Here is a 25,181-nt window from a genome sequence, read left to right as displayed (position 1 = left end):
AATCTGCATCAAACCGGCTCGGGAGTCCTGCGTCCGTGGTGCATGCCAGGGAAACGTCCGGGACGCGAGCACGCCGGAACTTGTGCTTGTCAGAGTCATCAGATTTTCTTTCGCATCCGGCATGCCGGGCATGGATGCGGGTTGGCGTTTCCAAAGCGCCAGATGCGTTGCTGCACGACCCTGCACGCGCAGCAATCGCCCGCTGCCATATGCGCCTGCTGTCCCTGGCGCCCGGTAGCAAACTGGCTTCTTGCCCGGCATGGCGTGCGCCGGGCGAACCTCATTTTCAAGGCATACGGCAATGACTCAGGAAGGAAGATTCGCAGGCAAGGTGGCGCTGGTCACGGGGGCCGCGCGCGGAATCGGGCGCGCAGTCGCTTGCGGATTTGCGCGCGAAGGCGCGGCGGTGATCGGCCTCGATGCCGTCCAGCGGGTCAGTCGGGTCCAGCAGTACGATCTGCCGACGCCGGACGACCTTGATGCGACAGGGCGCGAAGTCAAGGCGAGCGGCGCGCAATGGGCCGCGATCGTGGCCGATGTGCGCGACCGCACGGCACTTGCCACGACGGCATCGCGCATCGTCGGCCAGTACGGGAAGATTGATATCCTGGCCGCGATTGCCGGCATCCAGTCCTTCAAGTCCCTGCTTGACATGGAGGATGCCGACTGGGATGACCAGATCGCCATCAACCTGACCGGCACTGCCAATGCCATGCGTGCGGTCATACCGCAAATGGCGCGGCAGGGGAGTGGCCGGATCATTCTGACCTCTTCCACGCAGGGCCGGCACGGCATGCGGGAAGGCAGCGCCTATTCGGCGTCGAAGTGGGGCCTGTTCGGCCTGGCGAAATCGGCGGCGCTCGAACTCGGCCCGCTGGGGATCACGGTCAATGTCGTGGTGCCGGGACTGATCGACACGGCGCTCACGCGCAATGCGTCGCGCTACCGGCAGGCTATCCTTGAGGCGACCGGCGAGGATCAGCCCGCGGGCGACCTCGAGGCACAGGTGATCGAGTCGCAGACGCGCAAGCTGCCGCTGGGCGTTCCCTGGCTCGATCCGCAGGACCTGGTTGGGGCTTACCTGTTTCTCGCATCGGAAGACGGGCGCATGATCACGGGCGCGACGATCGACGTCACTGCCGGCGACAGCGCGCACAATCTGGCCTGAACCGCGCAGCGGCGGTCCGCGGCCCGGCTCGCGCCGGGCACACCTCCGTCTTAGCCCAGCGGATCGACGGCGAATGCCGGCATGACGCCGCCTGCAGGATCGAGTTCGAGGAAACGCTCCGCGGCATCGAGTGCTTCGGCGATCGTCACATGCATGTCGAGGTAGCGGTAAGTGCCGAGACGCCCCACGAAGGTCATGTTCTTTTCGCCCTTGGCCAGTTCGATGTAACTCTTCAGCTGCGATTTTTCCTTCGCCAGGCGGATCGGATAGTAAGGCGTGTCGCGCTCTTCGCAATAACGGCTGTATTCCTTGAAGATCAGCGTTTTCTCATGCGACTCCCAGGGTGAGAAATGCTTGTGCTCCGAGATGCGCGTCCATGGAACTTCTTCATCGCAGTAGTTGATGACGGCATTGCCCTGGTAATCGCCCGTATGCCGCTCGGTGACGAAATCCAGGGTGCGGTAGCCCAGACGGCCTTCGCTGTAATTGAACCAGGCATCGATCGGGCCGCTGTAAAACACATGCGCGTAGCCGGGCGCCATGGCGCGCTCGAAGCGCGTGTTCAGCTGCACCGTGACATTCGGATGGTCGAGGATGCGCTCGACAATGTAGGTATAGCCATTCTTCGGCATGCCCTGGAAGGTGCTGGCGTAGTAATTGTCGTCGTAGTTGAAGCGCACCGGCAGGCGCTTGAGGATGCTGGCCGGCAGCTCGGACGGATGCATGCCCCATTGCTTGGTGGTGTAGCCCCTGAAGAAGGCTTCGTACAAGTCTTTACCGACGAACTTCAGCGCCTGTTCCTCGAAGGTTTGCGGCGCGGCGATGCTCTGGTCGCCGATGGACGCGAGGAAGGCTTCGGCTTCCTTCGGGTTGAAAGTCTTGCCGAAGAACTGATTGATGGTCAGCAGGTTGATCGGCAGGGAAAACACCCGCCCCTTGCTGATTGCCTTGACGCGATTGACGAAAGGCATGAATTCATCGAACTGGCGGATGTAATTCCAGACCTTTTCATTACTCGTATGGAAAATGTGCGGCCCATAGGCATGCACCATCACGCCGGTTTCCGCATCACGTTCGGTATGGCAATTGCCCGCGATATGAGGGCGCGCATCGAAGACCGAGACCCGGTAGCCGGCTTTTCCCAGCTCGCGGGCAATGACCGCGCCGGAAAAACCGGCGCCAACGACAGCGATGTTTTTCACGTCTTTCCTTCTCTCAAGCTTGAATGTGATTGGCTCTATTTCTGTTGCGCCCTGCCGGCATGGCGCGGAGGCGAGGGATCCCCGCAAGTCTATTCGCCCCGCACCCGTGAGTGCTTGACCCGCAACAGGAAAACCGCCCGCGCCGACGCCCTGATCGCATGGAGCGGCCAGGGGCCGAGCATGCGGGTTCAGCCTTTCGCGCCTGCCCGCGCGAGCACCCCGGTGCGCGTGAGAATGATCTTCAATGCAGCCAGGACGGGGACGGACAGGAATATCCCCGCCGTGCCGGCGATCTGCTCGCCTGCCAGGAGGCCGACGACGACCAGCAGCGGCGATACTTTCGCTTCCCCTGTCATGAGGTAGGGATTGAGCATGTAATCCTGGAAGATCCGGTACAGGAGGAAGAATACGACCAGCCACAGCAGGTGCGGATAGCCGGAAATCGTGGAGACACCGAGGACCGCGCCAATGGACACCAGCGGGCCGAAGACCGGGATGAATTCCAGCACCGCCGATGCGCCGGCAAAGAAAAAGGGATAAGGCACGCCGAGCATGGACAGGGCAATGCTGTAGCTGACGAATGCCGCCAACGCGAGAAGGAACCAGGCGCGCACATATCCCGCGAAGAGCAGGTGCAGGTCTTCGGCAATATCCCTCCACAGGCCGCGGCGCTTGCCGAACCAGGGAAGCAGTTGCGCTTTCAGCGTCGGCGCTTCCGAGATAAGGATAAAGCTCAGGATCGGGATGATCGCGACGTAAATCAGGTTGCCCAAGGTATGCACGATGCCCTCGCCCGCCCTTTGCAGAAGCGGAAGCGTCGCGCGGGTGTCGGCCTGCACGCGGCCGTGCAGTACGTCCAGCAAGCGGGCCCAGATCGGTTCGATGAATGCCGGCAAGGGAATGTGTTTCGACAGGTTGGCCGGCTTCAGCAGATCCGGCAGTTGCTGGCCGAGGCGCACCGCTTCATCGGCGATCCGGGGCCCGAACACGATGCCTGCCGCCGCGAGGAACCCAATGACGATGATGAACACCGCCGCCACGGCGGCGATGCGGGGCATGTGCCGTGGCTTGAAACGTTCCGCCAGGTACACCAGCGGATACAGGAGATAGCTGAAGAAAACCGAAAAGACCAGCACCAGCAGAGTGGTCCGCATCAGGTAGGTGAGGTACAGCAGCAGGAAGATGAGGAGGACTGTCCAGACGATCCTGGCGGTGCGGGGATCAATGCCGAGCATGGGGACGTCCTTTGCAAGGGATGACGCATGTGAGTTTGACGGGCTAGCTCATATACAGGTTCTGTCCTGCATCCCGCTCCTGGGCGCACCATGCAAGGAGCAGGCGTTGCCGCACATGTGCCGGCGGGCTTGGGGATGACGTCCGGAATTAATGCGAATGCGCAAAGCGTCCTTGCCACGCCGGGAAAAGCGTGGCGTGGCAGGGAGCGATGCCCTTCCCTGATCCACATCGAATGCTGGCGCGCGTATAGCCCAAGCTCAAGCAGGCGGGCGCTGCCGGCCCGGAACGACGTGCCTTGCAGGGCCAGGAAAGCTATGCAGAGCAGCGTCAGCCAAGGGCAGTCGATGTGAAGCGCAAGCGGTTCATGGTCGACCGCATCGGTCCGCGTATGGACCGAAGGTGTACAACAAGTTCATACCCCTGTCTTCAGGACGACCTTGGTCCAGCCATCCTTGCGCGCATCGAAGTTGGCATAGCCTTCCGGCGCCTTGTCCAGTGGCAGTTCATGCGAAACGATGAAGGAAGGCGAGGCCTTGCCTTCCGCAATGAGATTGCACAGCTTGCGGTTGTACGCCTTGACGTTGCACTGTCCGGTTCCCATGCGCTGGCCCTTGGTGAAGAATTCCCCGAAATCGAAGGCGATCTGGCCATGCTTGGCCATTTCGTCGGCGCCGCCCGGGTCCTGCGGCATGAACACACCCACCACGCCGATGCCGCCGGTCGGCTTGACCGACTTGACGAGGTTGTTCAGGGTCAGGTTCGGCACCTCATGCCCGGGATGGTCGTGGCACTGGTAACCGACGCATTCGCAGCCGCAGTCCGCACCCTGGCCGCCCGTCAGTGAAAGGATCTGATCCACGCAGGAGGCGTCCATATTGTCGATGGGAATGGCGCCGATCTTTTCGGCCAGTGCAAGGCGGTCCTTGTGGGCATCCACGACCATGACCTTGCCGGCGCCCTTGATCATGGATGAATAAGCGGCCATGAGGCCAACCGGCCCTGAACCGAAGACGACTACCGAGTCTCCCGGCCGTACGCCGGCCAGTTCAGTTGCGTGATAGCCGGTCGGAAAGATGTCCGACAGCATGACGTAATCGTTCTCCTTTGCTTCAGCGCCGGGCGGAAGCACCAGGCAGTTGAAATCGGCATAGGGAACGCGCAGCAGCTCGGCCTGCCCGCCATGGTAGGGTCCCATCTCCGCATAACCATACGCGGCGCCGGCACTGCCGGGATTGGCCGTCAGGCAAAATCCGGTGAGGCCGCGCTCGCAGTTTTCGCAATAGCCGCAGGAAATGTTGAACGGCAGGCACACGCGATCGCCTACCTTGACGCGCTCGACCGCCTTGCCGGCTTCCACGACGATGCCCAGATTTTCATGGCCGAGGATCTTGCCCTTCTCCACGCTGGTCCTGCCTTCGAACATGTGCAGGTCGGAACCGCATATGTTGGTGGTAGTGATCTTTACCAGTACATCGGTCGGCTTTTCGATCTTTGCATCGGGAACGGTATTGATGACCACATCGCGCGGTCCTTTGTAGACTAGGGCTTTCATCGGGATTCCTTTCCTGTGGACGGGCGGCCGCATGGGCAGCCGCAAACGGCCGGCGCCGCAAAAACATGGGCACCTTCAAAGCAGGATCCATTCCATTCAAAGAGAATAGCGACCACCGTTTCGCCGGCTTGTTGTCCCGCAAGACGGGGTGGACCGTGCTTGGTCCATCCGTGCCTTGCCCATTATTTGATTTGGTATTCAGAGATGCGGTGAAAGGGTTCGCGGATAGAAGGGGGAGGGGCCGGAAAAGGTATTGGCAGCGATTGCGCTGATCCAGCCCACTGCCGCGAATGCGTCATTCCCGCAGCACGCGAAAAATTACATGGGAGGCGCCCTGAAATTACCGACACCCGGATCGATCTACACCGGGTAGCCGGAGCCACTGTCCATACGAATGCCGAGGCAATGCGCGACTTCAAGTTGGAGACGATGTCCGGGATCGGATATCACGGCGCACAATATTCTTCCTTTTCGGTCCTGGATGAGCCGGAAGAATGAACGGCATCTGATCAAGATCGAGATATGGGGCAATCATTTGCTGAACCTCATCTTGTTCAAATGGTCACATGCTCATGCGACGCGGATTGAAAATTCTGCTTGGTGGCGCGCTCGGCGTGATTGCGCTGCTGGTCCTCATTTTGGCGTTGCTGACGCTGTTCGACTGGAACCGGGCCAAGCCCTGGATCAACCAGAAGGTGAGCGAAGCCACCGACCGGCACTTCGCCATCAATGGCGACCTGTCGCTCAGCTGGGACCGCCCGACGACACCTTACCTCGGCTGGCGGCGCTGGATTCCGTGGCCGCATCTGCGCGCGCATGATGTGACCCTTGGCAATCCCGACTGGGCCAGCACCGGCCCGGACATGGCCCGGATCCAGCAGCTGGATTTCAACGTCAACCTGTTGCCGCTCCTGCGCAAGACCATCAGCGTGTCGTCGCTGGTCCTGACCGAGCCGAACCTGAACCTGGAACAGGACGAGAACGGCCGCAACAACTGGACCTTCAAGAAAAAGGATGAAGGCAAATCCGCCTGGCACATGGTGCTGCAGGATATCTCGATCACCAAGGGCACGGTGCGGCTCGTCGCGCAGGCGAAAAAGGCCGATGTCACGGCCCGCATCGATACCATCACCGATGGCGAAAACACGGGCGGCATCCGCTGGAAGATCAGTGGAAAACTCGATCGCGACAAGGTGGAAGGAAGCGGCAGGGCAGGTTCGCTGCTGTCGCTGCAGGAGCACAACAGCGACTATCCGGTCGAAGCCGAGCTGAAGGTTGGCTCGACCGAGATCAGCGCCAAGGGCACCCTGAACGACCCGGTGCACCTGAGCGCCCTCGACGTGAACCTGAAGATACTGGGTGCGAGCATGTCGCAGCTGTTTCCGCTCACCGGCATCGTTTTGCCCGCTACGCCGAAATTTTCGACCGAAGGCAGGGTGGTCGGGAAAATCGGCCTCGGCAGCACGCGCCTGCGCTATGAGAAGTTCACGGGGAAGGCCGGCAACAGCGACATTGCGGGCACGCTCGAATATATCCAGCAAAAGCCGCGGCCCCTGCTGCGTGGCGAAATCACTTCCAGCTACCTGAACTTCAAGGACCTCGGCGCGCTGGTCGGCGCCGATTCGCCCGAGGCGCAGAAAAAGCGCGGTGCCGAATCGAAGCAGCCGCCGGACAAGGTCTTGCCGGTCCAGAACTTCAAGACCGAACGCTGGAGCAAGATCGACGCGCAGGTGCAATTCTCCGGCGCAAAGATCGTCCGTACCGAGAACCTGCCGATCGATAACCTGTTCACGAAGGTCAGCCTCAACAACGGCGTGCTTTCCCTGGCGCCGCTGAATTTCGGCATAGCGGGAGGAAAGCTGAGCTCGGAGGTGAAGATCGACGGACATGCCGACCCGGCCAAGGCTTTCATGAAAATCGCGGCGCGCGGCATCAAGCTCAGGAACCTGTTCCCTTCGGTGGAATCGATGCAGGCCAGCCTGGGTGAAATCGGCGGCAATGCGGAACTGACCGCTGCCGGCAATTCCATTGCGGCGCTGCTCGGCTCATCCAATGGTGAAATCAAGGCACTGATCACCGAAGGCAGCATCAGCAAGTTCATCCTTGAAGCGATCGGATTGAATGTGGGCAGCGCCATCGTGGCCAAGGTATTCGGGGACCATGAAGTGAAGCTGAATTGCATGGCCAGCGATTTCAAGGTGACTGACGGATTGGTGGACACGCGCATGTTCGTGCTCGATACCGAGGATGCAACCATCTTCATGAATGGTTCGGTCAATCTGGCGACGGAAAAGCTGAACCTGGCGATCAATCCCCAAAGCAAGGGCGTACGCCTCATTTCTTTCCGCGCACCGTTCTATGTTCAGGGCACGTTCAAGAAGCCGGATATCTCGGTCGACAAAGGCGTTGTGGCAATGAAGGCGGGCGCGGCAACGGTACTTGGCACTGCGGCGGCGCCGCTGGCAGCCTTGCTGGCCCTGGTCAATCCCGGCCCGGCCGAAGACAGTCCTTGCGGCCAACTGCTGGCGCAGGCGCAGAAGAAGCCGGAGGCGCCCCCACCCGGAAAGACTGCGTCCGGCAAGACCGCAACCGAAAAATGACCCGATTCAGGCCGCAGTTGGCGCGTGCGGTACAGCCACCACCGTTCTTCAAACAGACATCATGTTCCTGTTCTTTTCCAGCCGGCTGGGCTGTCTCGGTTCGCTGATCGTTTCGATTGTGCTGACGCTGGTGCTGCTTTTCCTGTTTGGCGTGCTTTAGCGTCCGGCAGATGAACGGCCCGCGGTCCGTCATCTGCCAGTGCGAAGAAACAGCTGGACGACATGCTGCACTCAAGTTGCCGGAACGGCGCAGCGTTCGCTTGTGTGGCGACAAATTTTCACTTCAGTGCGATTGGTAAAATCGCGGAACTGCAGGTCCGGCAGCCCCGTCAAGGTTTCCCATGTCCAATTCCAGGTCGAAGCGGCATCTTACGTTCGCGCGCGGCAAGGCGGTGCGACGCGTGTTCATCGGGCTCGTCGCCTTGCTGCTGCTCTACGGCCTGTTCGGCTACTTCGTCCTGCCGGCCATCGTCAAGGCACAAACGCAAACCCTGATCGAAGAAAAGCTTCACCGACGCGCCACGCTTGGCCGGGTGGAAATCAATCCGTTCACCCTGGTCCTTACGCTGCGCGACTTCAAGCTGATGGAAGCCGACGGTGATACGCGGTTCGCTTCCTTCGACACCCTGACCGTCAATCTTTCTGCCGCGTCGGCACTGCACCTGGCGCCGGTGATCAAGGAAGTCCGCCTCGCCGGTCCCTACGTACACGTGGTGCGGCGGGCTGCCCACAGCTACAACTTCGATGACCTCACGGCCCTCGCTTCCGGCAAGCCGTCGAGCGGGCGGCCGGCGCGCTTTTCCGTCAGCAATATCCAGTTAGAACAAGGCCGTATCGACTTCGATGATCTGCCAGCGCGGGCAAGCCATGCCATTACCGGCCTCTCGCTTGGCATCCCCTTCATCTCTTCGCTGCCGGCGCAGGCGGACGTGTTCGTGGAGCCGCTGCTGCGGGCACAGGTCGACGGCGCGACGCTGCTGGCAAGAGGCAAGGCCCGTCCCTTTGCCGAGCCGAGGGAGGCCGTCGTGGAGCTGAATCTGGACAGCCTCGACCTTGCGCCGTTCGTCGACTACCTGCCCGCCGCGCCACGCTTTCATGTGCCCAGCGCCCGGCTCGAAGCGCGCCTGCAGGGCAGCTTCAGGCAACCCCGGAACGAGGCGCCCAGCCTGATACTGAGCGGAGATCTGGCCCTCAAGGCGCTGCAGATCAAGGACCTGCATGGAGCGCCGGTGCTCAAGCTGCCGGAACTCGCGCTGAGTCTGGCCAATACGGATGTGACCGGCGGCCGCGTCGAACTGACGAAAGCCGTGGCGACCGGCCTCGAGGCGGACCTGCGCCGCGAGCCGGACGGCCGCCTCAACCTGCAGCACCTGTTGCCGGCTTCGCGTGAAACTGCCGCGCAGGCCGAGCCGGCCTCGCCATTGCATGTCACGCTTGGCGAACTGGATATCCGCGGCGGCATGCTGCACTACACCGACAGCCAGCCGGCGCGGCCGATGCGTGCCGGCCTGGAGAAGCTCGACCTGACGCTGCGCGGACTGGTTCTGGATACCGTCAAAAAGACGCTGGTCGCGGACGAAGTCGTATCGGACAGCGCCAGCCTGTTCCTGCGCCAGGACAAGCGCGCGGAGCGGGCGGAGCCAGGAGTGCAGCCGGCCGGTGCCGCGTCGCCGGCACCGGAGCATGCGAAGCCGGCTGCCGGGAGCAATGCCTATGCCATGCGCGTGGACCGGCTGCGGATCGAAAACTGGACGGCGCGCGTGGAAGACCATAACCGGCCCGAGCCCGCCGTGGCAGTCATCGCGCCGCTCAGCCTGTCGCTGCACGGCTTGTCGACCGCCTCGCAGACGCCGGCGCAAATGGCATTGAAAGCGTCCGTAAACCGGACCGGCCGCGTACTGCTGAATGGCAGCGTCGGCCTTGCGCCATTCCGGACCGACCTGGCGCTCGATCTGGACGGCGTGGACCTGCTGCCCCTGCAACCCCTGATCGCCGACCGCATCAATCTGCGCTTTACCGGCGCCAGCCTCTCCGGCAAGGGGCGGCTGCAACTCGCCACCGGCAAGGATGGCGAATTGAGCGGCGGCTTCCGCGGCGATGCGAGCCTGAATGATCTGGCGGCGGCAGACCCGTCGAACGGCAGGGATTTCCTGCGCTGGAAATCGCTGTTCTTTGGCGGCATGGAGGTCCGGTTGCAACCGTTCGCCATGGCCGTCGACAACATGGCCCTGCGCGACTTCTTTGCCCGCGTCATCATCGACCCGAGCGGACGCATCAACCTGCAGAACATCGTGCGCAGCCGATCCGCCGGGCCGAACGCGGCGCCCGCCAATGCCGGGCGTGCATCCGGCGGGAATGCGCAAGGCCGGCCCGCATCCGTGCAGCGGCAGATGCCGCCGGTCAGCATTCGCAGGCTCACTTTCCAGGGCGGCAGGGTGCGCTTTTCCGACAACTTCATCCGGCCAAATTATTCGGCCAGCCTGATGAATTTCAGCGGCGTCGTGACGGGCCTGTCCTCCGACCCGTCCGCCACGGCGAACGTCAACCTGCGCGGCGAGGTCAACCGCGCGCCGCTGTCGATCGCCGGCCGCGTCAATCCCCTGCGCGGCGATCTTTTTCTGGATCTGAACGCCAATGTGCGCGGCATGGAACTCGCCACGCTTTCCGCCTATGCGGACCGCTACCTCGGCTATGGAATCGAGAAGGGCAAGCTGTCGTTCGAAGTGAACTATCACGTCGAGAACCGCCAGCTCAGCGCCACGAACCGGCTGATCCTGGACCAGCTGACGCTGAACGAGGCAAGCGCAAGTAATGCCGCAACCAGGCTGCCGGTCAAGCTGGCGGTTGCGCTGCTGCAGGACCGCAATGGCGTCATCGATGTCAATGTGCCGATTGAAGGATCGCTCGACGATCCGCAATTCTCCATCGGCGGCATCATCCTCAAGGTGATCGGCAATGCCGTCGTCAAGGCGGTCAGCCAGCCGTTTGCCCTGCTGGGCTCGGTGTTCGGAGGCGGCAGCGGCGGAGAAATGTCATCTGTGAGCTTCGAGCCCGGCCGGGCGGCCATCACGCCGGCGACCGAAGCGAAGCTTCGTTCCCTGGCCTCGGCGCTGGCCAACCGGCCGGCGCTGAAACTTGACATCACCGGTTGGGCCGGGGGCGAAGCGGACCTCGAAGGATTGAAGCGCGTCGCGATTGAGCGCAAGGTACGCGCCCTCAAGCTTCAGGATCTGCGGGCGCGCGGGCAAGCCGCCGAGCTTGCCAGTGTCAGCGTAAACGCGGACGAATATCCGGCGCTGCTGGGCCGGGTGTACAGGGAAGAAAAATTCCCGAAGCCGCGCAACCTGATCGGCTTGCAGAAGCGCTTGCCGGTGGAGGAAATGGAAAGGCTCATGATGGCGCACACCGAGATCGACGACAGCGACCTGATCGGACTCGCCAACCGGCGTGCCCAGGCAGTCAAGGACTGGCTGACGAACGCCGGCCAGGTTACGGGCGAGCGCATCTTCATCCTCGCATCGCGCTCCGGCCAGTCGGAATCGAAGCAGGGTGAGGGCGCCGCGCCACAGAACAGGGTGGATTTTTCGTTGCGGTAGACGCACCGCCGTGCGGGTAGGCGCAGTCCCGTGATTGGCATACAATCGCGTCTTGCTCCGGCCGCTCCGGCGAGCAGGAGGCAATCCCGCTTTCGCGGTTCAACCATCAATTATCAGCAAAGGAATCTCTGCGCCATGAGCAACGGACAAGTCCACCTGTCGATTCGTGACGGCATCGCCTCCATCGTGTTCGATCGCCCGGAAGCCCGCAATGCAATGACCTGGGCCATGTATGAAGAGCTGGCGAGCATTTGCGAGCGCATCAGCAAGGATCCGGCGGTCCGCGTGGCCACCTTCCGTGGCGCAGGCGGGGAAGCCTTCGTGGCGGGGACTGATATCGAACAATTCCGCGCATTCACGGGCGGGGACGATGGCGTCGCCTACGAAAAGAAGATCGATGCGCAGATCGAACAGATCGAGCGCCTGCCGATGCCGACGGTCGCCATCGTGGAAGGATGGGCGATCGGCGGCGGCCTGGCGATTTCGGCGGCCTGCGATTTTCGCATCGCCACGCCGCAGGCTTCGTTCGGCGTGCCGATTGCGCGCACGCTCGGCAATTGCCTGTCCATGGCGAACACGGCCCGGGTTCTTGCGGCATTCGGCGTGAGCCGCGCGAAGCGGCTGCTGCTGCTGGCCGACACCATCGGCGCGGAGGAAGCGAAGGAATGCGGTTTCGTCACCGAGATCGCGGAAGCGGCCGAACTCGATGCCAAGGCCGAAGCCTTGTGCAGCCGCCTGGCCAAGAATGCCCCGGTCACCATGCGCGCTTCCAAGGAAGCCATGCGCCGCATCGTGACGGAAGGTTTGCCCCCGGGCGAGGACCTGATCCGCGCCTGCTACGGCAGCAAGGATTTCAAGGCTGGCGTGGAAGCCTTCATGGAAAAGAAGCGCCCGGTGTGGAGCGGTTCCTGATCACCGTGCAATCGGTCCCGGCACGGCGTCGGATGCAGCATGCCGCGCCTGGGCATTTTGTCATGAGCGAGGGCGGCGTGCGGCGGGCTTGCCATGCCGCTGCCGGCGCCTGCAATAAGCATGCATCTCGGATCGACTCTGCGCGATAAGGCCCGCGCGCTCAAGCGGGAAACCGTCGCTCTCTACTTTGCGGTGCGCGATCCGCGCACGCCGCTCGCCGCGAAAATCGTTGCCGGCCTGGTGGCCGCCTACGCATTGAGCCCGATCGATTTGATCCCCGATTTCATTCCGGTGCTGGGTTATCTGGATGATGTCATTCTGGTTCCCCTCGGCATCGCACTGGCAATCCGGATGATTCCGGAGAATGTGCTTGCGGATGCAAGAGCGAAGGCTGCCTCTGCCTTGGCCAAGCCGAAAAGTTACTTCGCGGCGGTGGTGGTGATCATTCTGTGGCTGTCGGCAGCCGTTCTTTTCTCGCTATGGCTCGTCCACGCATTCGACAAGGCTTGAGGCCGTCACCGGGGCATTCAGCGATCCCAGGCGACGGCCGTACTGCCTGCAATTGGTCGCATGGTCTTTAAGCCTCTTCAAGCTGCCTTGATTTTAATCAGGTCCAATATTTCCTTATGGATCAAATGCTTGGGTGGAATCCAGTTGTTTATCCACAAGATTAGCCACAGGAAATGTGGGTAATATTTCCTTTCGTCATTTATGAAGCAACGACCTTGGTCTTCTTGTTCTGGTTGCCCGTCCGGCAAAGACTGAATGGATGAAAAGATCCAGATCTGCGCACATCGTCTTCTCCTACTTCAAGCAGGAAGCTCTCCCCGATTTCGTCATCCTCCATGATAGGGATCTCTAGGGTCGAACACATGTTGAGTGATGCCTACGGGGCCATCCTCGCTGCTCATTCCCATTCCACCCGAGCTCATGGAGCCGCAGCTGGCCAATAGAATGACGCCCAGGGCGCCTAATATGAGAGGGAAATACTTCATCGTGTCTCTCCTGAAAAATTGTCAATCAAGGCCTCCAGAATGGATGGAGGACCTTTCACTATAGGTGGCCGGACAAGGAATACCAGTTCGGGACGCACCCGACCATGGCCATGCATCGCGCATGCCAAGTACGCCCCGCCGAACCCTTCTCTTGCAGGAAAAGCACCCATCCTGCTGCCATCTGCCTTGATCCGTCGCAACAATTGCTTGCACTCTTGTGCGGCCAAGCCTGTTAAAGTTCGGCACTAGGTTTTATCCATGGAGGATGGCGGTGTCACGCTATTCATTCATTTCATCCATTTCTTCCGTCCTGTCCCGCTGGAGCAAGCAACCGTTGAAACATCGCATCCTGCAAGCCATCGCGGCCATGTGTGCGGCCGGTGCGCTTGCGGGCGTGCTGCTTGCCGCATATGTCTTTCTGGCCATTGCGCCGAACCTGCCCGCAATCGATGCATTGACCGATTACCGCCCCAAGATGCCCTTGCGGGTATTCACGGCCGACAATGTTCTGATTGGCGAATTCGGCGAAGAGCGGCGCGACTTCGTGCCGATCCGCGAAATGCCGGAGGTGATGAAGAAGGCCATCATCGCGATCGAAGACAGCGATTTCTATGAGCATGGCGGCGTCGATTTCATCGGCGTGGTGCGTGCCGGCCTGGCCAACCTGCGCAGCAGCCGCTCGCAGGGCGCCTCCACCATCACCATGCAGGTCGCGCGCAACTTTCTCCTGACGAAGAAGAAAACCTACGGGCGCAAGCTGCAGGAAATCCTGCTGGCCTACAAGATCGAAGGCAAGCTGAGCAAGGACCAGATCCTCGAGCTGTACATGAACCAGATCTACCTCGGCGAGCGGGCTTACGGCTTCGGCAGCGCGGCGCGCATCTATTTCGGCAAACCGATCCAGAATGTGACGATCGCGGAAGCCGCGATGCTGGCCGGCCTGCCGAAAGCACCCGCCACGGCCAATCCAGTGGTGAATCCAAAGCGCGCCCGGGAACGCCAGCAATACATCCTCAAGCGCATGCGCGAGCTCGGCTATATCACCGAGGCGCAGTATGCGGCGGCAACCAGGGAAAAACTCTCCCTGCAAGGCGAAGGCTATCGCTTCCGTACCCATGCGGAATACGCCGCGGAAGCGGTGCGCCAGACGATGTATGCGCAATACAAGGATGAGATCTACACCAGCGGCATGAGTGTCTACACCACGCTCACCAAGGCCGACCAGGATGCCGCCTATGCGGCGGTGCGCGCCGGCGTGATGGATTACGAGCGGCGTCATGGCTACCGCGGGCCGGAAGACTTTATCGAATTGCCGCGCGATGCCGAAGAGCGGCAGCAAGCCATCGATGAAATTCTGACCAGGCATCCGGACAGCGACGACCTGCGATCGGCCGTCGTCACCGCGGCTTCGCCGAAGCTGGTGCGGGCCGAGCTGCTGTCGGGCGATACCATCGAGATGAGCGGCGAAGGCTTGCGCTTCGCCGCCTCCGCGCTGTCGACCAAAACCCGCGCCAAGAACCGGATCCGTCCCGGCTCGGTGATCCGGGTGGTGAAGGATGGAAAGGGCAGGTGGTCGATCACCCAGTTGCCGGAAGTGTCGGCCGCCCTCGTTGCGCTGGATGCCAAAAATGGCGGGATCCGCGCGCTGGTCGGCGGCTTCGATTTTGGCATGAGCCAGTTCGACCATGTCAGCCAGGCATGGCGCCAGCCCGGCTCCACCATCAAGCCCTTCATCTATTCAGCGGCGCTGGAGAAGGGATTTTCGCCGGCCACCGAGATCAACGATGAGCCGCTGTCGGAAGACGAGGCGCACAGCGGCACCGACAAATGGAACCCGTCGAACGACGACGGCAATTACGACGGGCCGGTGACCATGCGCACCGGCCTGAAAAAATCCAAGAACCTGGTATCGGTGCGGATCCTGCGCGCGATCACGCCCGCGTATGCACGCGAGTACCTTACCCGCTTCGGCTTCGACGCGGAACGGCATCCCGAGAATCTCACCATGACGCTTGGCACCGGCGCGGTGACCCCGCTGCAACTGGCGGGCGCCTACGCCGTATTCGCCAACGGCGGGGCACGCATCGCCCCCTGGCTGATACGCAAGATTGTCGATGCACACGGCAATGTGCTGTCGGAGACCCAGCCCGCGAGCGCGGACGACCAGGCCGCACGGGTGCTCGACCCGCGCAATGCCTTCATCATGGACAGCATGCTGCGCGACGTGGTGCGGTCCGGCACAGGCTACCTGGCCACCCAGAAACTGAAGCGCGGGGACCTCGCCGGCAAGACGGGAACGACGAACGACGCCGTCGACGGCTGGTTCGCCGGATACGGCGGCGACGTGGTGGCGGTCGCCTGGATGGGCTACGACCAGCCCAAGTCCCTAGGCGGGCGCGAATTCGGCGGCACCCTGGCGCTGCCGATGTGGATCGACTACATGCGCAGCGCCCTGCGCGGGGTGCCGGAAGCCAGGCGGGCAGTGCCAGCCGGTCTGGTCCAGAACGAAGGCGACTGGACCTACGAGGAGTACCTCAACGGCAATGCCGTCACGGCACTGGATGTCGATACGGGCAAGAGCTTCTGGGATCGGCTGTTCGGCAGTCCTCCCGCGGTGCCGAAGCCCGATGACCAGGAAAAAAAGCGGTTCGAGGAGATTTATCACGGCGGATAGCGCCGAATCAAACTTCATCGGTTCCAAAGACGCAACAAGGCTGCTAAAATACGCGGCTCGACAAGCTTTCAGCCAGCCACCGGCATGGCGGGAAGCGCGTCTCGTGGAGTAGCCGCTGTAGCTCAGTCGGTAGAGCAGCGCATTCGTAATGCGAAGGTCACCAGTTCGATTCCGGTCAGCGGCACCAAGTCTTTATGCAGGTTTCCGGCCCCTAAAAAAATAAATGGGGCGCTTACATCACCCCATTGTAGGAATTTGCAGGAAGCACAGCATGCTACTGCTTCTCCTGTACCTGCCCGCTTCCCCTGCAAGATATCTGCCGCCACATACTGTCCCCCAGGACCCCGTCGTTTCGACAGTGCAGACTTTAAGAAAGGTCTCCTTGAGACTTGTGCACTGAGGCCGGGACGAACGGTCACCTGTTTTTTACACCTTCCCAGCATCGGTCTTCGGTCTGCCTCACACCATTGCCTGGCGTAGTCCATCCGTTTACGCAAGGCAGAAACCAGCGACAGCGGCAGCAAGGTCACCCGGTCTTTCGTGTCGCTGGAAATCGACATCCTTAAGCCCAGGCTGAGCACATTCCAGCAGGAGCACGCCCTATACAACAGGCAGGCAATCAATGGGTGACGGCCACATCGTTCACTCGGCTAACCTATCCCGCCCAAACTAGTCAGGAACGGTTTAACTACCGATTCTGCGACGATTTCGGACTAGATCGGGTAGCAGGCCAGAGGGGCGGCACCATTTGCGGCCCTTTTTACTGGTGCGAGTCGATACACCTACTCATGCAAATATTTGTACTCATAAGCGCCGATGTCGACTGCCGCGCCTTGCGGGCGCGGTGTCCCGCCGAGGTCCGTGGATGGGGAAAACTTGGGAGTACCCTTGTCGATTGCAGGCGAGCCCGGCGCGAGATGATAGTCGCCGCCACCGTCCTGGCTATAGTTCACGAATTGCGGGTCAGCGGTCACGTCGCCGGAATGGCTTAAGTCGTTCTGAAGCTGCCAGTCCACGCCGCTGTTCATGTACAGCAAGTTGTTGGTGTAGGTATTCCGGGTGCCGGTGGCCCCGGTTTCCTTGATCCCGAAGATATTGTCGACCACGATGTTGTTCGAGACGTGAATGTCGTCGGCAGGACCGCTGGTGTGATAAAAATCCCCGCCACCGACCAGGATCCCGTAGGCGGATGCAAAGACGGTATTGTTTGCAATGGTAACGCCAGCTGCATCGTGCCAAAGGTGAATGCGTACCGGTTATCGTTAGTGTGAAACCGTATCCGATACTTCGAGAGGCTGCTTCGACCAAAGAGGCGGCTCTGTTTATATAGCCGGGAAATCCCCTACTTAACTAATTCATTGCGGAGCTTGCTTAGGCGCCGGCTTTCGCAATTCCGCGTAGCCTTCCGCTGCTTAATAAAAAACAGATCGCATCAAAGGCCGTGGTTTGTGTTCCTTTATCTTGTTCCGATTGAGATCGAACTGCTTCCAGGGTTTTCACCAGCTTCTTGCTGCCTGTGAGCATGTCCATTGTTACTGTTGCTTGGCATTTGAAAAATTGCGTCTTCCTTGGCACTGGTTAAGCTTGTTGGGGAGCAAAACCTCACATGTCTGCCTTCCGGATTTCCGCGGCGCCCGCTTCGACATGCGACGGTGCAAAAGTTTCTATTTTTGCATGCTTTTCAATTCAGGCTGGTTCCGAGAATCGATCAAAAAACTGAATGAAAGTGCTTTGTACCCACAGGCATTGATCGAAATTTAATACTTATTTTCCAAAGTCGTCGCAACTATATTGATAACAATTTGGCGTGCTCCGAAAAGCAGGCGTCAGAAACCTGTCTATCGTATCTTCGGCAGATGCGAAGGCATAGGAACAGTAGAGGACATCTCCATTCGACCGGATTTCAGAAGTGGCTAATTTCAGTGAGATTGCTGCAGCACTGAATTGGCAATCCGAGAGTCTTGAAAACGGCCGGAAATTTCACGCCATTGCTAGCGTACGAGTGATGAGTCGGCATCGCGCAAAATGCGAATCGGCAATAAGCCTGGGAAACCCACGGAGAAATTGCAGAGTGATGATGGGATGCTGATGCTGCTCATAACTGCAGCGGGATTCGAATTGCGAAGTACGCTGATGAAGCAGCGAGAACTCGCTCTTAAGCGGACGGCGTTTTGTCGAGAGCGAAAATTTTTAGGATCAGTTAATCAATTGCTCGCGATTCGTCAGGTCCTCAGTGCTAAAAACGGATTAGAGGCGATCGACACATTATGCTGTATCTAAGGACCTCGAGCGTAAGGCTGCCGGAGCCGAAAACTGGTATGGCCCTCGCGGGATATGCAAATCGCCGGACCTTGACATCGGTCGATGGCCACCTTACTGCGAATTTCGCCTGCCTGAGTGATAACGATTCCAATGAGATTATCGTCGGAAGTATTGATACCCTATTTATAAGCAAAAAATTACTTGAGGATATAAATAAAAAGACAGGTTCAAGTTCAAAACTCTTATTGTTTTCTACGCATACTCATAATGCTCCATCGCTAGCCAATGAGCTGCCTCTTCTTGGAGAGGTAAATCCAGTTTGGTATGCAGAAGTGTTGGACCTTCTGGCATACGAAATCAATAAGCTGCGGCACCGTCCCGCGGTGCAAGTCACTGTCTCCTATGGGGAAAAGAATACAGATTTAAACGTTAACCGTCGCAAAAATAGTTATGCGCTGGACTACCGAAAACTGGCGAGAGGAAAATTTTCATTCGGACGCAAGATCTGCTTGGCGCCTAACAAGCACGGGGTGATAGACCACCGCGTGAGACTTTTTTCATTTGAAAGTGAAACAGGAACTCGCTGCATCCTTTGGTCGTTTGCAGCCCACGCAGCTTTTTACCCTAATCACCGCTCCGTATCTGCGGATTTTCCGGGTGCCATAAGAGAAAAGCTACATGAAATATACGGCGATCAATGCTGCATCATTTATGTCCCCGGCTTGGCGGGCTCTGCAATTCCTTATCGTGAGCAAGGGATACTTGTCTCTCCTAAGACATGGCTCGCCAGGCTTTTACCATTTCATCCGGCACTTCCTGGTTACAGTGTAAAAAGCTTCAAACGGTGGACTGCACGCTTGATGAAGGCAATCCAGTCTGCATGCGACAATCGAAAGCCGATCTGCCAAGACGGGAAGATCTCCCTTCGCGAAGAAATTATTCCAAATATTCTCGTGAGCCATGACAGGAAAAATGGCGTGGATTTGATGGCTTCCTATTTGTCCCTCGGAGCAAATGTAGGCTTGCTCGCATACAGCGGAGAAATGCTCGGTGAATGGTCACAATATTTAATGCACTTGCCATTAGATCGAATCATTGCAACCGGCTATGCGGGAGGGGACTGCCTGTATATTCCGCCTTCCAGTGAATTGTCCAAAGGCGGATATGAAGTCGATGGGTTTAAATTCTATTTCAGTTTGGACGGGAGTTTTCAGGAAGATATTACGGACTGCGTAGTGAAAGCTACCGAAGGATTAGTTTCAAATGAACAAGTTGATAACCGGCGATCAGATCCTGGAAGGTCTTACTCAGCTAGGTATTAAAAAGGGCGACACTCTGTATGTCCGTGCCAGAGTGTCCGCAGTCGGTAGAACAGCCGAAAAAAATGTGCTGCTCTTATCCATTATTGACGCTATAGGGTCCGAAGGCACTGCTATTTTTCCGGCCTTCACAGGGTATGGATTAAGATGGGCCAGAAATAAAAAGAAGTTTTCATCCAGCTCCACGTCGCGGTCTGGCCTGTTATCGCAGTTGGCTCTGGATCACCCAAGTGCAATTAGATCATTACATCCATCTCATTCGTTTGTCGCAATAGGACCAAAAGCTCGTGACCTTCTCTTTGATCACGATCACACGAAATCGGCTTTTTATCCCGTTAAAAAGATGATCGAAAATAAGTGCAAAATGCTTCTAATCGGTTGCAACAAAGAGAGCCCCGGATTTTCAACGGTCCATTACGCGCAGGAGCAACTTCGGCTAAGTCACGGACACCTGACGAAGTTCCTTTGTAGCGTCCAAATTGAAGTCAATAATAAGTGGGTTGATTGGCGTCCAGTAGAAGACCCGGGGTGCAGTAGGGGATTCGACAAGCTGTATAGACAATACATCCACGACGAGATACTGACAGTTGGCCGGATTGGAAATGCATATTCGCTTTTGGCCAACGCGCAAGACTTATACAAGATTGATCACGAGATTCTTTCTAAGAATCCCTTGGCCGTCCTCTGTGACGATCAAGCCTGCATTTCATGCAGGGGTCTACGCTCATACAATTTATTGGCTATGCCACTAGGTATTGCCCGGCACGCATATCAGAGGTTCTCGAAGCGGCTTTCTGTTCTTCGGTCTTAAAGTTTAGTAAAAACGACCGCGGTGAATGCTTATGGGAATGCGGCAGGCACTATTTATATTCGAATGCGCCGATGTCGACTGCCGCGCCTTGCGGGCGCGGTGTCCCGTCGAGGTCCGTGGATGGGGAAAACTTGGGAGTACCCTTGTCGATTGCAGGCGAGCCCGGCGCGAGATGATAGTCGCCGCCACCGTCCTGGCTATAGTTCACGAATTGCGGGTCAGCGGTCACGTCGCCGGAATGGCTTAAGTCGTTCTGAAGCTGCCAGTCCACGCCGCTGTTCATGTACAGCAAGTTGTTGGTGTAGGTATTCCGGGTGCCGGTGGCCCCGGTTTCTTTGATCCCGAAGATATTGTCGACCACGATGTTGTTCGAGACGTGAATGTCGTCGGCAGGACCGCTGGTGTGATAAAAATCCCCGCCACCGACCAGGATCCCGTAGGCGGATGCAAAGACGGTATTGTTTGCAATGGTAACGCCAGCTGCATCGTGCCAAAGGTGAATGCCCGCATAACCAATCTGATAAACAAGATTGTTCTCGACGGTGCCGGACGTCCCGATGTACACACCATGAATGAATTCGCAGCTGGCCGAACCTACGTGGTCAATCACGTTACCAGACACATCATCGTTGACGCCGAAGTAAAAGTGGTCAGTCACGACGGCAGCACCGCCATTGTTCGTGCATAGCGCCGGATCCGTCGCAATGTTATGTACATGGTTGTTTTTCACGGCGGTAAAAGAGCTTGGCACGTAGATGCCGGTAGTCCATGGCAAGCCATTGCGCGCGGATGTTCCATCAATTTCAAAGCCTTCGATATCCACGTAATCGCCTTCGTTGATCCATGCTGAGCGTTCCGCCGAGTTCTCCGGCGGAACAATCCTTGCAGACAAGGGGATATCGGCGATGTAACGGATGCGTGCGGCGGCATTGCCGCTGGCGCTTGTGCGGAAGCTGCCCTCATAAGTACCAGATGCAACATGAATGATGGTACCCGGGCCGGCGATGCTGGACGCCTTCACGATTGTTCTCAAGGGAGCAACCTGGGTTCCAGGATTGGAATCCGATCCTGTGGTGGCGACATAGATATCGGATGTTGTGCCTGATGATGTTGGCCCAGGCGAGATTCCGACTGCGCTGTCGCCCTGCGGTCCCTGTGCATCTCCGCCTCCTCCTCCACATGCAATGAGCATGGCAGAAAAAACCGAACCGAAAATCAGGGGTTTGCGGGTGCCGGTGAAATATGAACAGGACACGTCAGTGCTCCGCTGGATCAATGGGGGCCCAGTGCAAATAGACAAGCCGGCCAATTCCCGGCCCGTAAAGACTGGTACCGGATGCGGAGTTGCGCTTCCAAACAGATCGGGCCATGCTCTTTCCCAGAATCATCAGCATGGATACATCGCATGCGACCGATTGCCGAACATCGGCCCGGCTCCCGCGTACGCGCCATTTGCTTTATGAGCCATAGAACGGCATCGCCAGAAAATAGCTAGACCGAACCGATATCCGTTAGTTTTGATTCATCGAAAAATTGAATCAAATGCGCCGTGTCGCCGAACAGATTAGATGGTTCAACGATATCGATGGAGGACGCTGCTCCGGCCGTCCAGTATCAGCACCTATGATGTGTGCGGAGTACAGAGATATTGAGCATGATGGTGGCGGCGTGTAGTGTGTCCGACTATGTACGGAAATATTCCGGGGCAGGAACCCCGACTGCACCAAAAAAAAAGGCATTCCGGGAGGAAGCCCGGAATGCCCAGTTAAGTTGGACAGGTTTCTACTGTCTCAGCGTACGCTTATTGTACTTTGTACTCGTATGCTCCGATATCGATACCTGTGCCCTGTGGGCGGGAGACCCCGGCAATATCGGTTCCCGGTGCATAGGTCGTGAGCCCTTTGTCGATTGCTGGTGATGCCGATTTCAGTCGATAGTCACCGCCGCCGGTACGCACATAGTTCACGAATTGCGGGTCAGCGGTAATCGTTCCACTGGTACGGGTCAAGCTTCCGCTGGTGAGAGAAAGATTGCTGCCCCCGTTACCGTAGACCAGATTGTTACGGTAAGTATTGTTGGAGCCGATCCCCAACGGTCCGGAGCCCTCACCAATGCCGATGCCTCTGTTGTCGAACACGATGTTGTTGTGCACGTTGAAGTAGTCAGGCGCAGTGGTCAGGTGATACATGCCGTTAGCGCTCATTACAATGCCGCGATCGGCATTGAAGACCGTATTGTTGATCACGTCAGCATTCGTCGCATCGTGGTAGAAGACGATACCGTCGGATCCGATGGCATAGACCAGATTGTTCTTGACCTTCATGTACGCGCTCTGGCCATAGATGCCGCTGATCGTGCCGCAACCCGAGAAGCCCACATGATCAACCGTGTTATTAAGGATCTCATGATGGTGCTGGCTGCTATACCCGTCAGTCACAATGCCTGCACCGCCATTGCTGTCGCAAGCGCCTGAAGTATAGATATTGTGAACGTGGTTATTCTGCACGACCGAGTTCGAACCTGCCATTCTCAGACCAATGCGCCAGGCGGTGCCGCCTTGACCATCAATATCGAAGCCGCTGATCGTCGTGTAGCTGCCACTGTCATTCCACGCGGTGCCCGAACTGCTGCCCGGGACGAGCTTCGCACCCCCTAAGACGTCCGAGACGTAGTAAATGCGTCCGGTCGACGTGCCGCTTGCGCTAGTGGAGATGCTGCCGGAATACGTGCCCGGAGCGACGTGGACGACCGTGCTGGGTTTGGCGACACTCGCTGCTTTTGCGATGGTCTTGAACGGCGCTGCCTGGGTTCCAGCATTGCTATCCGATCCAGTGGTCGCTACGTAGAGATGATAGGTTGCCGCGTAGGTTGGCGTGGTCGTGCCAGCGGTCGTGCCGCTTGTTGTGCCAGTTCCCGTACCAGTCGTTGTGCCGGTAGTCGTCCCGGTAGTCGTTCCTGTAGTGGTGCCGGTGGTCGAGCCAGTCCCCGTGCCGGTCGTTGTGCCGGTAGTCGTACCCGTGGTCGTGCCAGTGGTTGTGCCGGTAGTCGTACCCGTGGTTGTCGATGCCGTTGTCCACTCGTATGCCCCGATGTCCACTGCTGCGCCCTGGGGACGGGCTACGCCATTGAGGTCAGTTGCCGGAGCATTGGTCGCGTTACCCTTATCGATTGCCGGCGAGGTGCTTTGCAGGCGATAGTCGCCGCCGCCCGTCCGGATATAGTTGACGAACTGAGGCGGTGCAGTAACGGTGCCGCTCTCATGTGGCTGGTTGGTAGAAGTGAGCGACATGTTGGTACCATTGCCATAGACCAGGTTGTTGTAATACGAGTTGTTCTGGCCGATCCCAAGAGGTCCTGATCCTTCCCCGATACCTATTGAGGTATTGTCATACACGATGTTGTTGAACACATTGAAGTAGTCCGGGGCAGACGTCAGATGGTACATGCCGTTGGCACTGAGGACGATGCCGCGATTGCTGTTGAACACGGTGTTGTTGCCAATGTTCGCGTGCGTTGCATCATGGTAGGACACGATGCCGTCCGCGCCGATCGCATACACCAGGTTGTTTTTGACGTCGGTATAGGCGCCTTGCATATAAATGCCGCTGATGGTGCCGCATCCGCTGAAGCCGATGTGGTCCACCACGTTATTCAATATCCGGTGGTCTTCTTGGCCATCATAGCCATCCGTGACAATGCCGCCGCCGCCGTTGGAGTCGCAGCCCTGGGCGGAACTGCTCCAGACGTTATGAACGTGGCTGTTTTCGACTGTTGCATGCGAGCCAGTGATATATACGCCGATGCGCCAGGACGATGAGCCGCCGCCGTCGATATCGAAGCCGCTGATAGTCACGTGGCTGCCGCTATTCTGCCAGCCGATCGTTTCTGTGCTGGAGGGAACAATTTTCGCACCCCACTTCACATCGGATACGTAATAGATGCGTGCGCCGTCCAGGCCGCTCGCGCTCGTCGAAACACCGCCAACATAAGTGCCGGGAGCAACGTGAACGATGGTATCGGGCTTGGCGACGCTTGCAGCCTTAGCGATGGTCTTGAAAGGGGCTGTCTGCGTCCCTGGGTTGGAATCGGAACCGGTGGTGGCAACGTAGAGATGATTGGTCGCCGTATATGCAGACGTTGAATCCGTGCTGGCGGTTGGAGAAGTAGTTGTGGTGCCGGACGTTGTGCCAGTCGTGGTGGAGCCGGTTGAAGTATTCGTGTTCCTGTTTTTTATGCGGCCTTTTGCAAGCAGCACGGCATCGCTTTGGTCACTGGTGTCCGTGCTGGTATCACCACCTCCGCCGCCACATGCAGCCAATAACACTGCAGCGCAAGCGCATGAAAGCGCACTGATTGAAAACGGTTTGAATGACTTTGAGTGAAGCAAAACTGATCTCCCTGATGAAGCGGCGACTATGGACGCCTGTACGAAAACGCTTCATCAGAGCATTGATCAAAAGAAATAGTTCCTATGGGAATCAAATAAATTCCGTGAATTTGCAACGTTTTGTAAGCAAGTTAGCCGCAGATAGACCAACTATCTGTCTAAAAAGACGTTTGATTGTCAGGAAGTGCAGGGATGTTCGAAGAAGCTAAAAGGCATTGCGGATAGGGGAGTGATGCTGCATCCACGCTGCGACGTGGCGGAAGATTTCACATTGGGGCATGACGCCGTGATCGGCTCAATTAATCTAAAAACTAAATAGAAGACGCGGTTAGTGCCCGGCAACCATCGAAATTTCATACTTATTTTTTGCTCGCTCGCTGCCTACATTGAAGGAAGCCCAGGACATCCGGTGTCTGGAAGGAATGGTCTACTTTCATTATTCAGAGAAGAAGACCTGCTAGCTGGTC

The 25,181-nt window shown here is 58.4% G+C and carries 15 protein-coding genes and 1 tRNA gene; 9 read left to right on the top strand and 7 right to left on the bottom strand.

Features of this window, described 5'->3' with window-relative positions; all coding sequences use genetic code 11:
* Nucleotides 1-301 precede the first annotated feature (301 nt).
* Nucleotides 302-1,168 carry an SDR family NAD(P)-dependent oxidoreductase gene (locus tag HGHM_RS19230; RefSeq protein WP_019143205.1) on the top strand — a complete coding sequence of 289 codons (867 nt, stop codon included), beginning with the start codon at nt 302-304 and terminating at the stop codon, nt 1,166-1,168.
* A gap of 50 nt (nt 1,169-1,218) precedes the next feature.
* On the opposite strand, the gene glf is transcribed toward HGHM_RS19230, so the two are convergent.
* From glf to HGHM_RS19215, 3 genes are all read right to left on the bottom strand, one after another.
* Entirely contained in the window at nt 1,219-2,370 is a 1,152-nt protein-coding gene (glf, locus tag HGHM_RS19225) for a UDP-galactopyranose mutase (protein ID WP_019143204.1), read from the bottom strand.
* A 188-nt stretch (nt 2,371-2,558) separates the two neighbouring features.
* Entirely contained in the window at nt 2,559-3,605 is a 1,047-nt protein-coding gene (locus HGHM_RS19220; RefSeq protein WP_019143203.1) for an AI-2E family transporter, read from the bottom strand.
* Between the two features lie 413 nt (nt 3,606-4,018).
* Nucleotides 4,019-5,158, bottom strand: a complete 1,140-nt coding sequence (locus HGHM_RS19215) for a glutathione-independent formaldehyde dehydrogenase (RefSeq protein ID WP_019143202.1) — start codon at nt 5,156-5,158, stop codon at nt 4,019-4,021.
* A 584-nt stretch (nt 5,159-5,742) separates the two neighbouring features.
* On the opposite strand from HGHM_RS19215, the gene HGHM_RS19205 reads away from it, so the two are divergent.
* The 6 genes from HGHM_RS19205 (at nt 5,743) to HGHM_RS19170 (ending at nt 16,122) form a co-directional block, all read left to right on the top strand.
* Nucleotides 5,743-7,758, top strand: a complete 2,016-nt coding sequence (locus tag HGHM_RS19205; protein WP_322785782.1) for an AsmA family protein — start codon at nt 5,743-5,745, stop codon at nt 7,756-7,758.
* 341 nt (nt 7,759-8,099) lie between these two features.
* Nucleotides 8,100-11,354 (top strand): DUF748 domain-containing protein, encoded by a 3,255-nt coding sequence (locus tag HGHM_RS19195; protein WP_019143198.1) that lies wholly within the window; start codon nt 8,100-8,102, stop codon nt 11,352-11,354.
* A 135-nt stretch (nt 11,355-11,489) separates the two neighbouring features.
* Nucleotides 11,490-12,266, top strand: a complete 777-nt coding sequence (locus tag HGHM_RS19190; RefSeq protein ID WP_019143197.1) for an enoyl-CoA hydratase/isomerase family protein — start codon at nt 11,490-11,492, stop codon at nt 12,264-12,266.
* Between the two features lie 120 nt (nt 12,267-12,386).
* Nucleotides 12,387-12,776 (top strand): YkvA family protein, encoded by a 390-nt coding sequence (locus HGHM_RS19185; RefSeq protein ID WP_019143196.1) that lies wholly within the window; start codon nt 12,387-12,389, stop codon nt 12,774-12,776.
* A gap of 750 nt (nt 12,777-13,526) precedes the next feature.
* The gene (locus tag HGHM_RS19175; protein WP_019143194.1) at nt 13,527-15,935 is read left to right on the top strand and encodes a penicillin-binding protein 1A; all 2,409 of its coding nucleotides are present in this window, start codon (nt 13,527-13,529) and stop codon (nt 15,933-15,935) included.
* Between the two features lie 111 nt (nt 15,936-16,046).
* Nucleotides 16,047-16,122, top strand: a tRNA-Thr gene (locus HGHM_RS19170).
* Between the two features lie 595 nt (nt 16,123-16,717).
* Here the strand turns inward: HGHM_RS19170 and HGHM_RS21995 are convergent.
* Together HGHM_RS21995 and HGHM_RS23305 are read right to left on the bottom strand one after the other, a co-directional pair.
* On the bottom strand, nt 16,718-17,041 hold the full coding sequence (locus HGHM_RS21995; protein ID WP_019143193.1) for a choice-of-anchor Q domain-containing protein: 324 nt from the start codon (nt 17,039-17,041) through the stop codon (nt 16,718-16,720).
* Between the two features lie 265 nt (nt 17,042-17,306).
* Entirely contained in the window at nt 17,307-17,465 is a 159-nt protein-coding gene (locus HGHM_RS23305; RefSeq protein ID WP_154652085.1) for a hypothetical protein, read from the bottom strand.
* A 788-nt stretch (nt 17,466-18,253) separates the two neighbouring features.
* Between HGHM_RS23305 and HGHM_RS23300 the strand changes: the two genes are divergently transcribed.
* Both HGHM_RS23300 and HGHM_RS23895 read left to right on the top strand, forming a co-directional pair.
* On the top strand, nt 18,254-19,519 hold the full coding sequence (locus tag HGHM_RS23300) for a hypothetical protein (RefSeq protein WP_148415804.1): 1,266 nt from the start codon (nt 18,254-18,256) through the stop codon (nt 19,517-19,519).
* Nucleotides 19,461-20,327 carry an AAC(3) family N-acetyltransferase gene (locus tag HGHM_RS23895; RefSeq protein ID WP_019143190.1) on the top strand — a complete coding sequence of 289 codons (867 nt, stop codon included), beginning with the start codon at nt 19,461-19,463 and terminating at the stop codon, nt 20,325-20,327. The genes HGHM_RS23300 and HGHM_RS23895 overlap by 59 nt, the downstream gene beginning before the upstream one ends.
* 49 nt (nt 20,328-20,376) lie before the next feature.
* On the opposite strand, the gene HGHM_RS21990 is transcribed toward HGHM_RS23895, so the two are convergent.
* Both HGHM_RS21990 and HGHM_RS22755 read right to left on the bottom strand, forming a co-directional pair.
* The gene (locus HGHM_RS21990; protein WP_148415802.1) at nt 20,377-21,636 is read right to left on the bottom strand and encodes a choice-of-anchor Q domain-containing protein; all 1,260 of its coding nucleotides are present in this window, start codon (nt 21,634-21,636) and stop codon (nt 20,377-20,379) included.
* Between the two features lie 492 nt (nt 21,637-22,128).
* Complete coding sequence (locus tag HGHM_RS22755) at nt 22,129-24,651, bottom strand: choice-of-anchor Q domain-containing protein (protein WP_148415800.1); 2,523 nt, start codon at nt 24,649-24,651, stop codon at nt 22,129-22,131.
* Between the last annotated feature and the right edge of the window lie 530 nt (nt 24,652-25,181).

Origin of the sequence: Noviherbaspirillum massiliense JC206, from assembly GCF_000312045.1 — a bacterium.
Taxonomy (GTDB): domain Bacteria; phylum Pseudomonadota; class Gammaproteobacteria; order Burkholderiales; family Burkholderiaceae_D; genus Noviherbaspirillum; species Noviherbaspirillum massiliense.
This window is presented reverse-complemented; position numbering and strand designations above follow the sequence as displayed.

What these genes read in the sequence shown, in the direction of transcription:
- HGHM_RS19230 (WP_019143205.1), top strand. Translation starts at nt 302, where the DNA reads ATGACTCAGGAAGGAAGATTCGCAGGCAAGGTGGCGCTGGTCACGGGG.
- HGHM_RS19220 (WP_019143203.1), bottom strand. Translation starts at nt 3,605, where the DNA reads ATGCTCGGCATTGATCCCCGCACCGCCAGGATCGTCTGGACAGTCCTC.
- HGHM_RS19215 (WP_019143202.1), bottom strand. Translation starts at nt 5,158, where the DNA reads ATGAAAGCCCTAGTCTACAAAGGACCGCGCGATGTGGTCATCAATACC.
- HGHM_RS19195 (WP_019143198.1), top strand. Translation starts at nt 8,100, where the DNA reads ATGTCCAATTCCAGGTCGAAGCGGCATCTTACGTTCGCGCGCGGCAAG.
- HGHM_RS19190 (WP_019143197.1), top strand. Translation starts at nt 11,490, where the DNA reads ATGAGCAACGGACAAGTCCACCTGTCGATTCGTGACGGCATCGCCTCC.
- HGHM_RS19185 (WP_019143196.1), top strand. Translation starts at nt 12,387, where the DNA reads ATGCATCTCGGATCGACTCTGCGCGATAAGGCCCGCGCGCTCAAGCGG.
- HGHM_RS19175 (WP_019143194.1), top strand. Translation starts at nt 13,527, where the DNA reads ATGGCGGTGTCACGCTATTCATTCATTTCATCCATTTCTTCCGTCCTG.
- HGHM_RS23305 (WP_154652085.1), bottom strand. Translation starts at nt 17,465, where the DNA reads ATGGACATGCTCACAGGCAGCAAGAAGCTGGTGAAAACCCTGGAAGCA.
- HGHM_RS23300 (WP_148415804.1), top strand. Translation starts at nt 18,254, where the DNA reads ATGGCCCTCGCGGGATATGCAAATCGCCGGACCTTGACATCGGTCGAT.
- HGHM_RS23895 (WP_019143190.1), top strand. Translation starts at nt 19,461, where the DNA reads ATGAACAAGTTGATAACCGGCGATCAGATCCTGGAAGGTCTTACTCAG.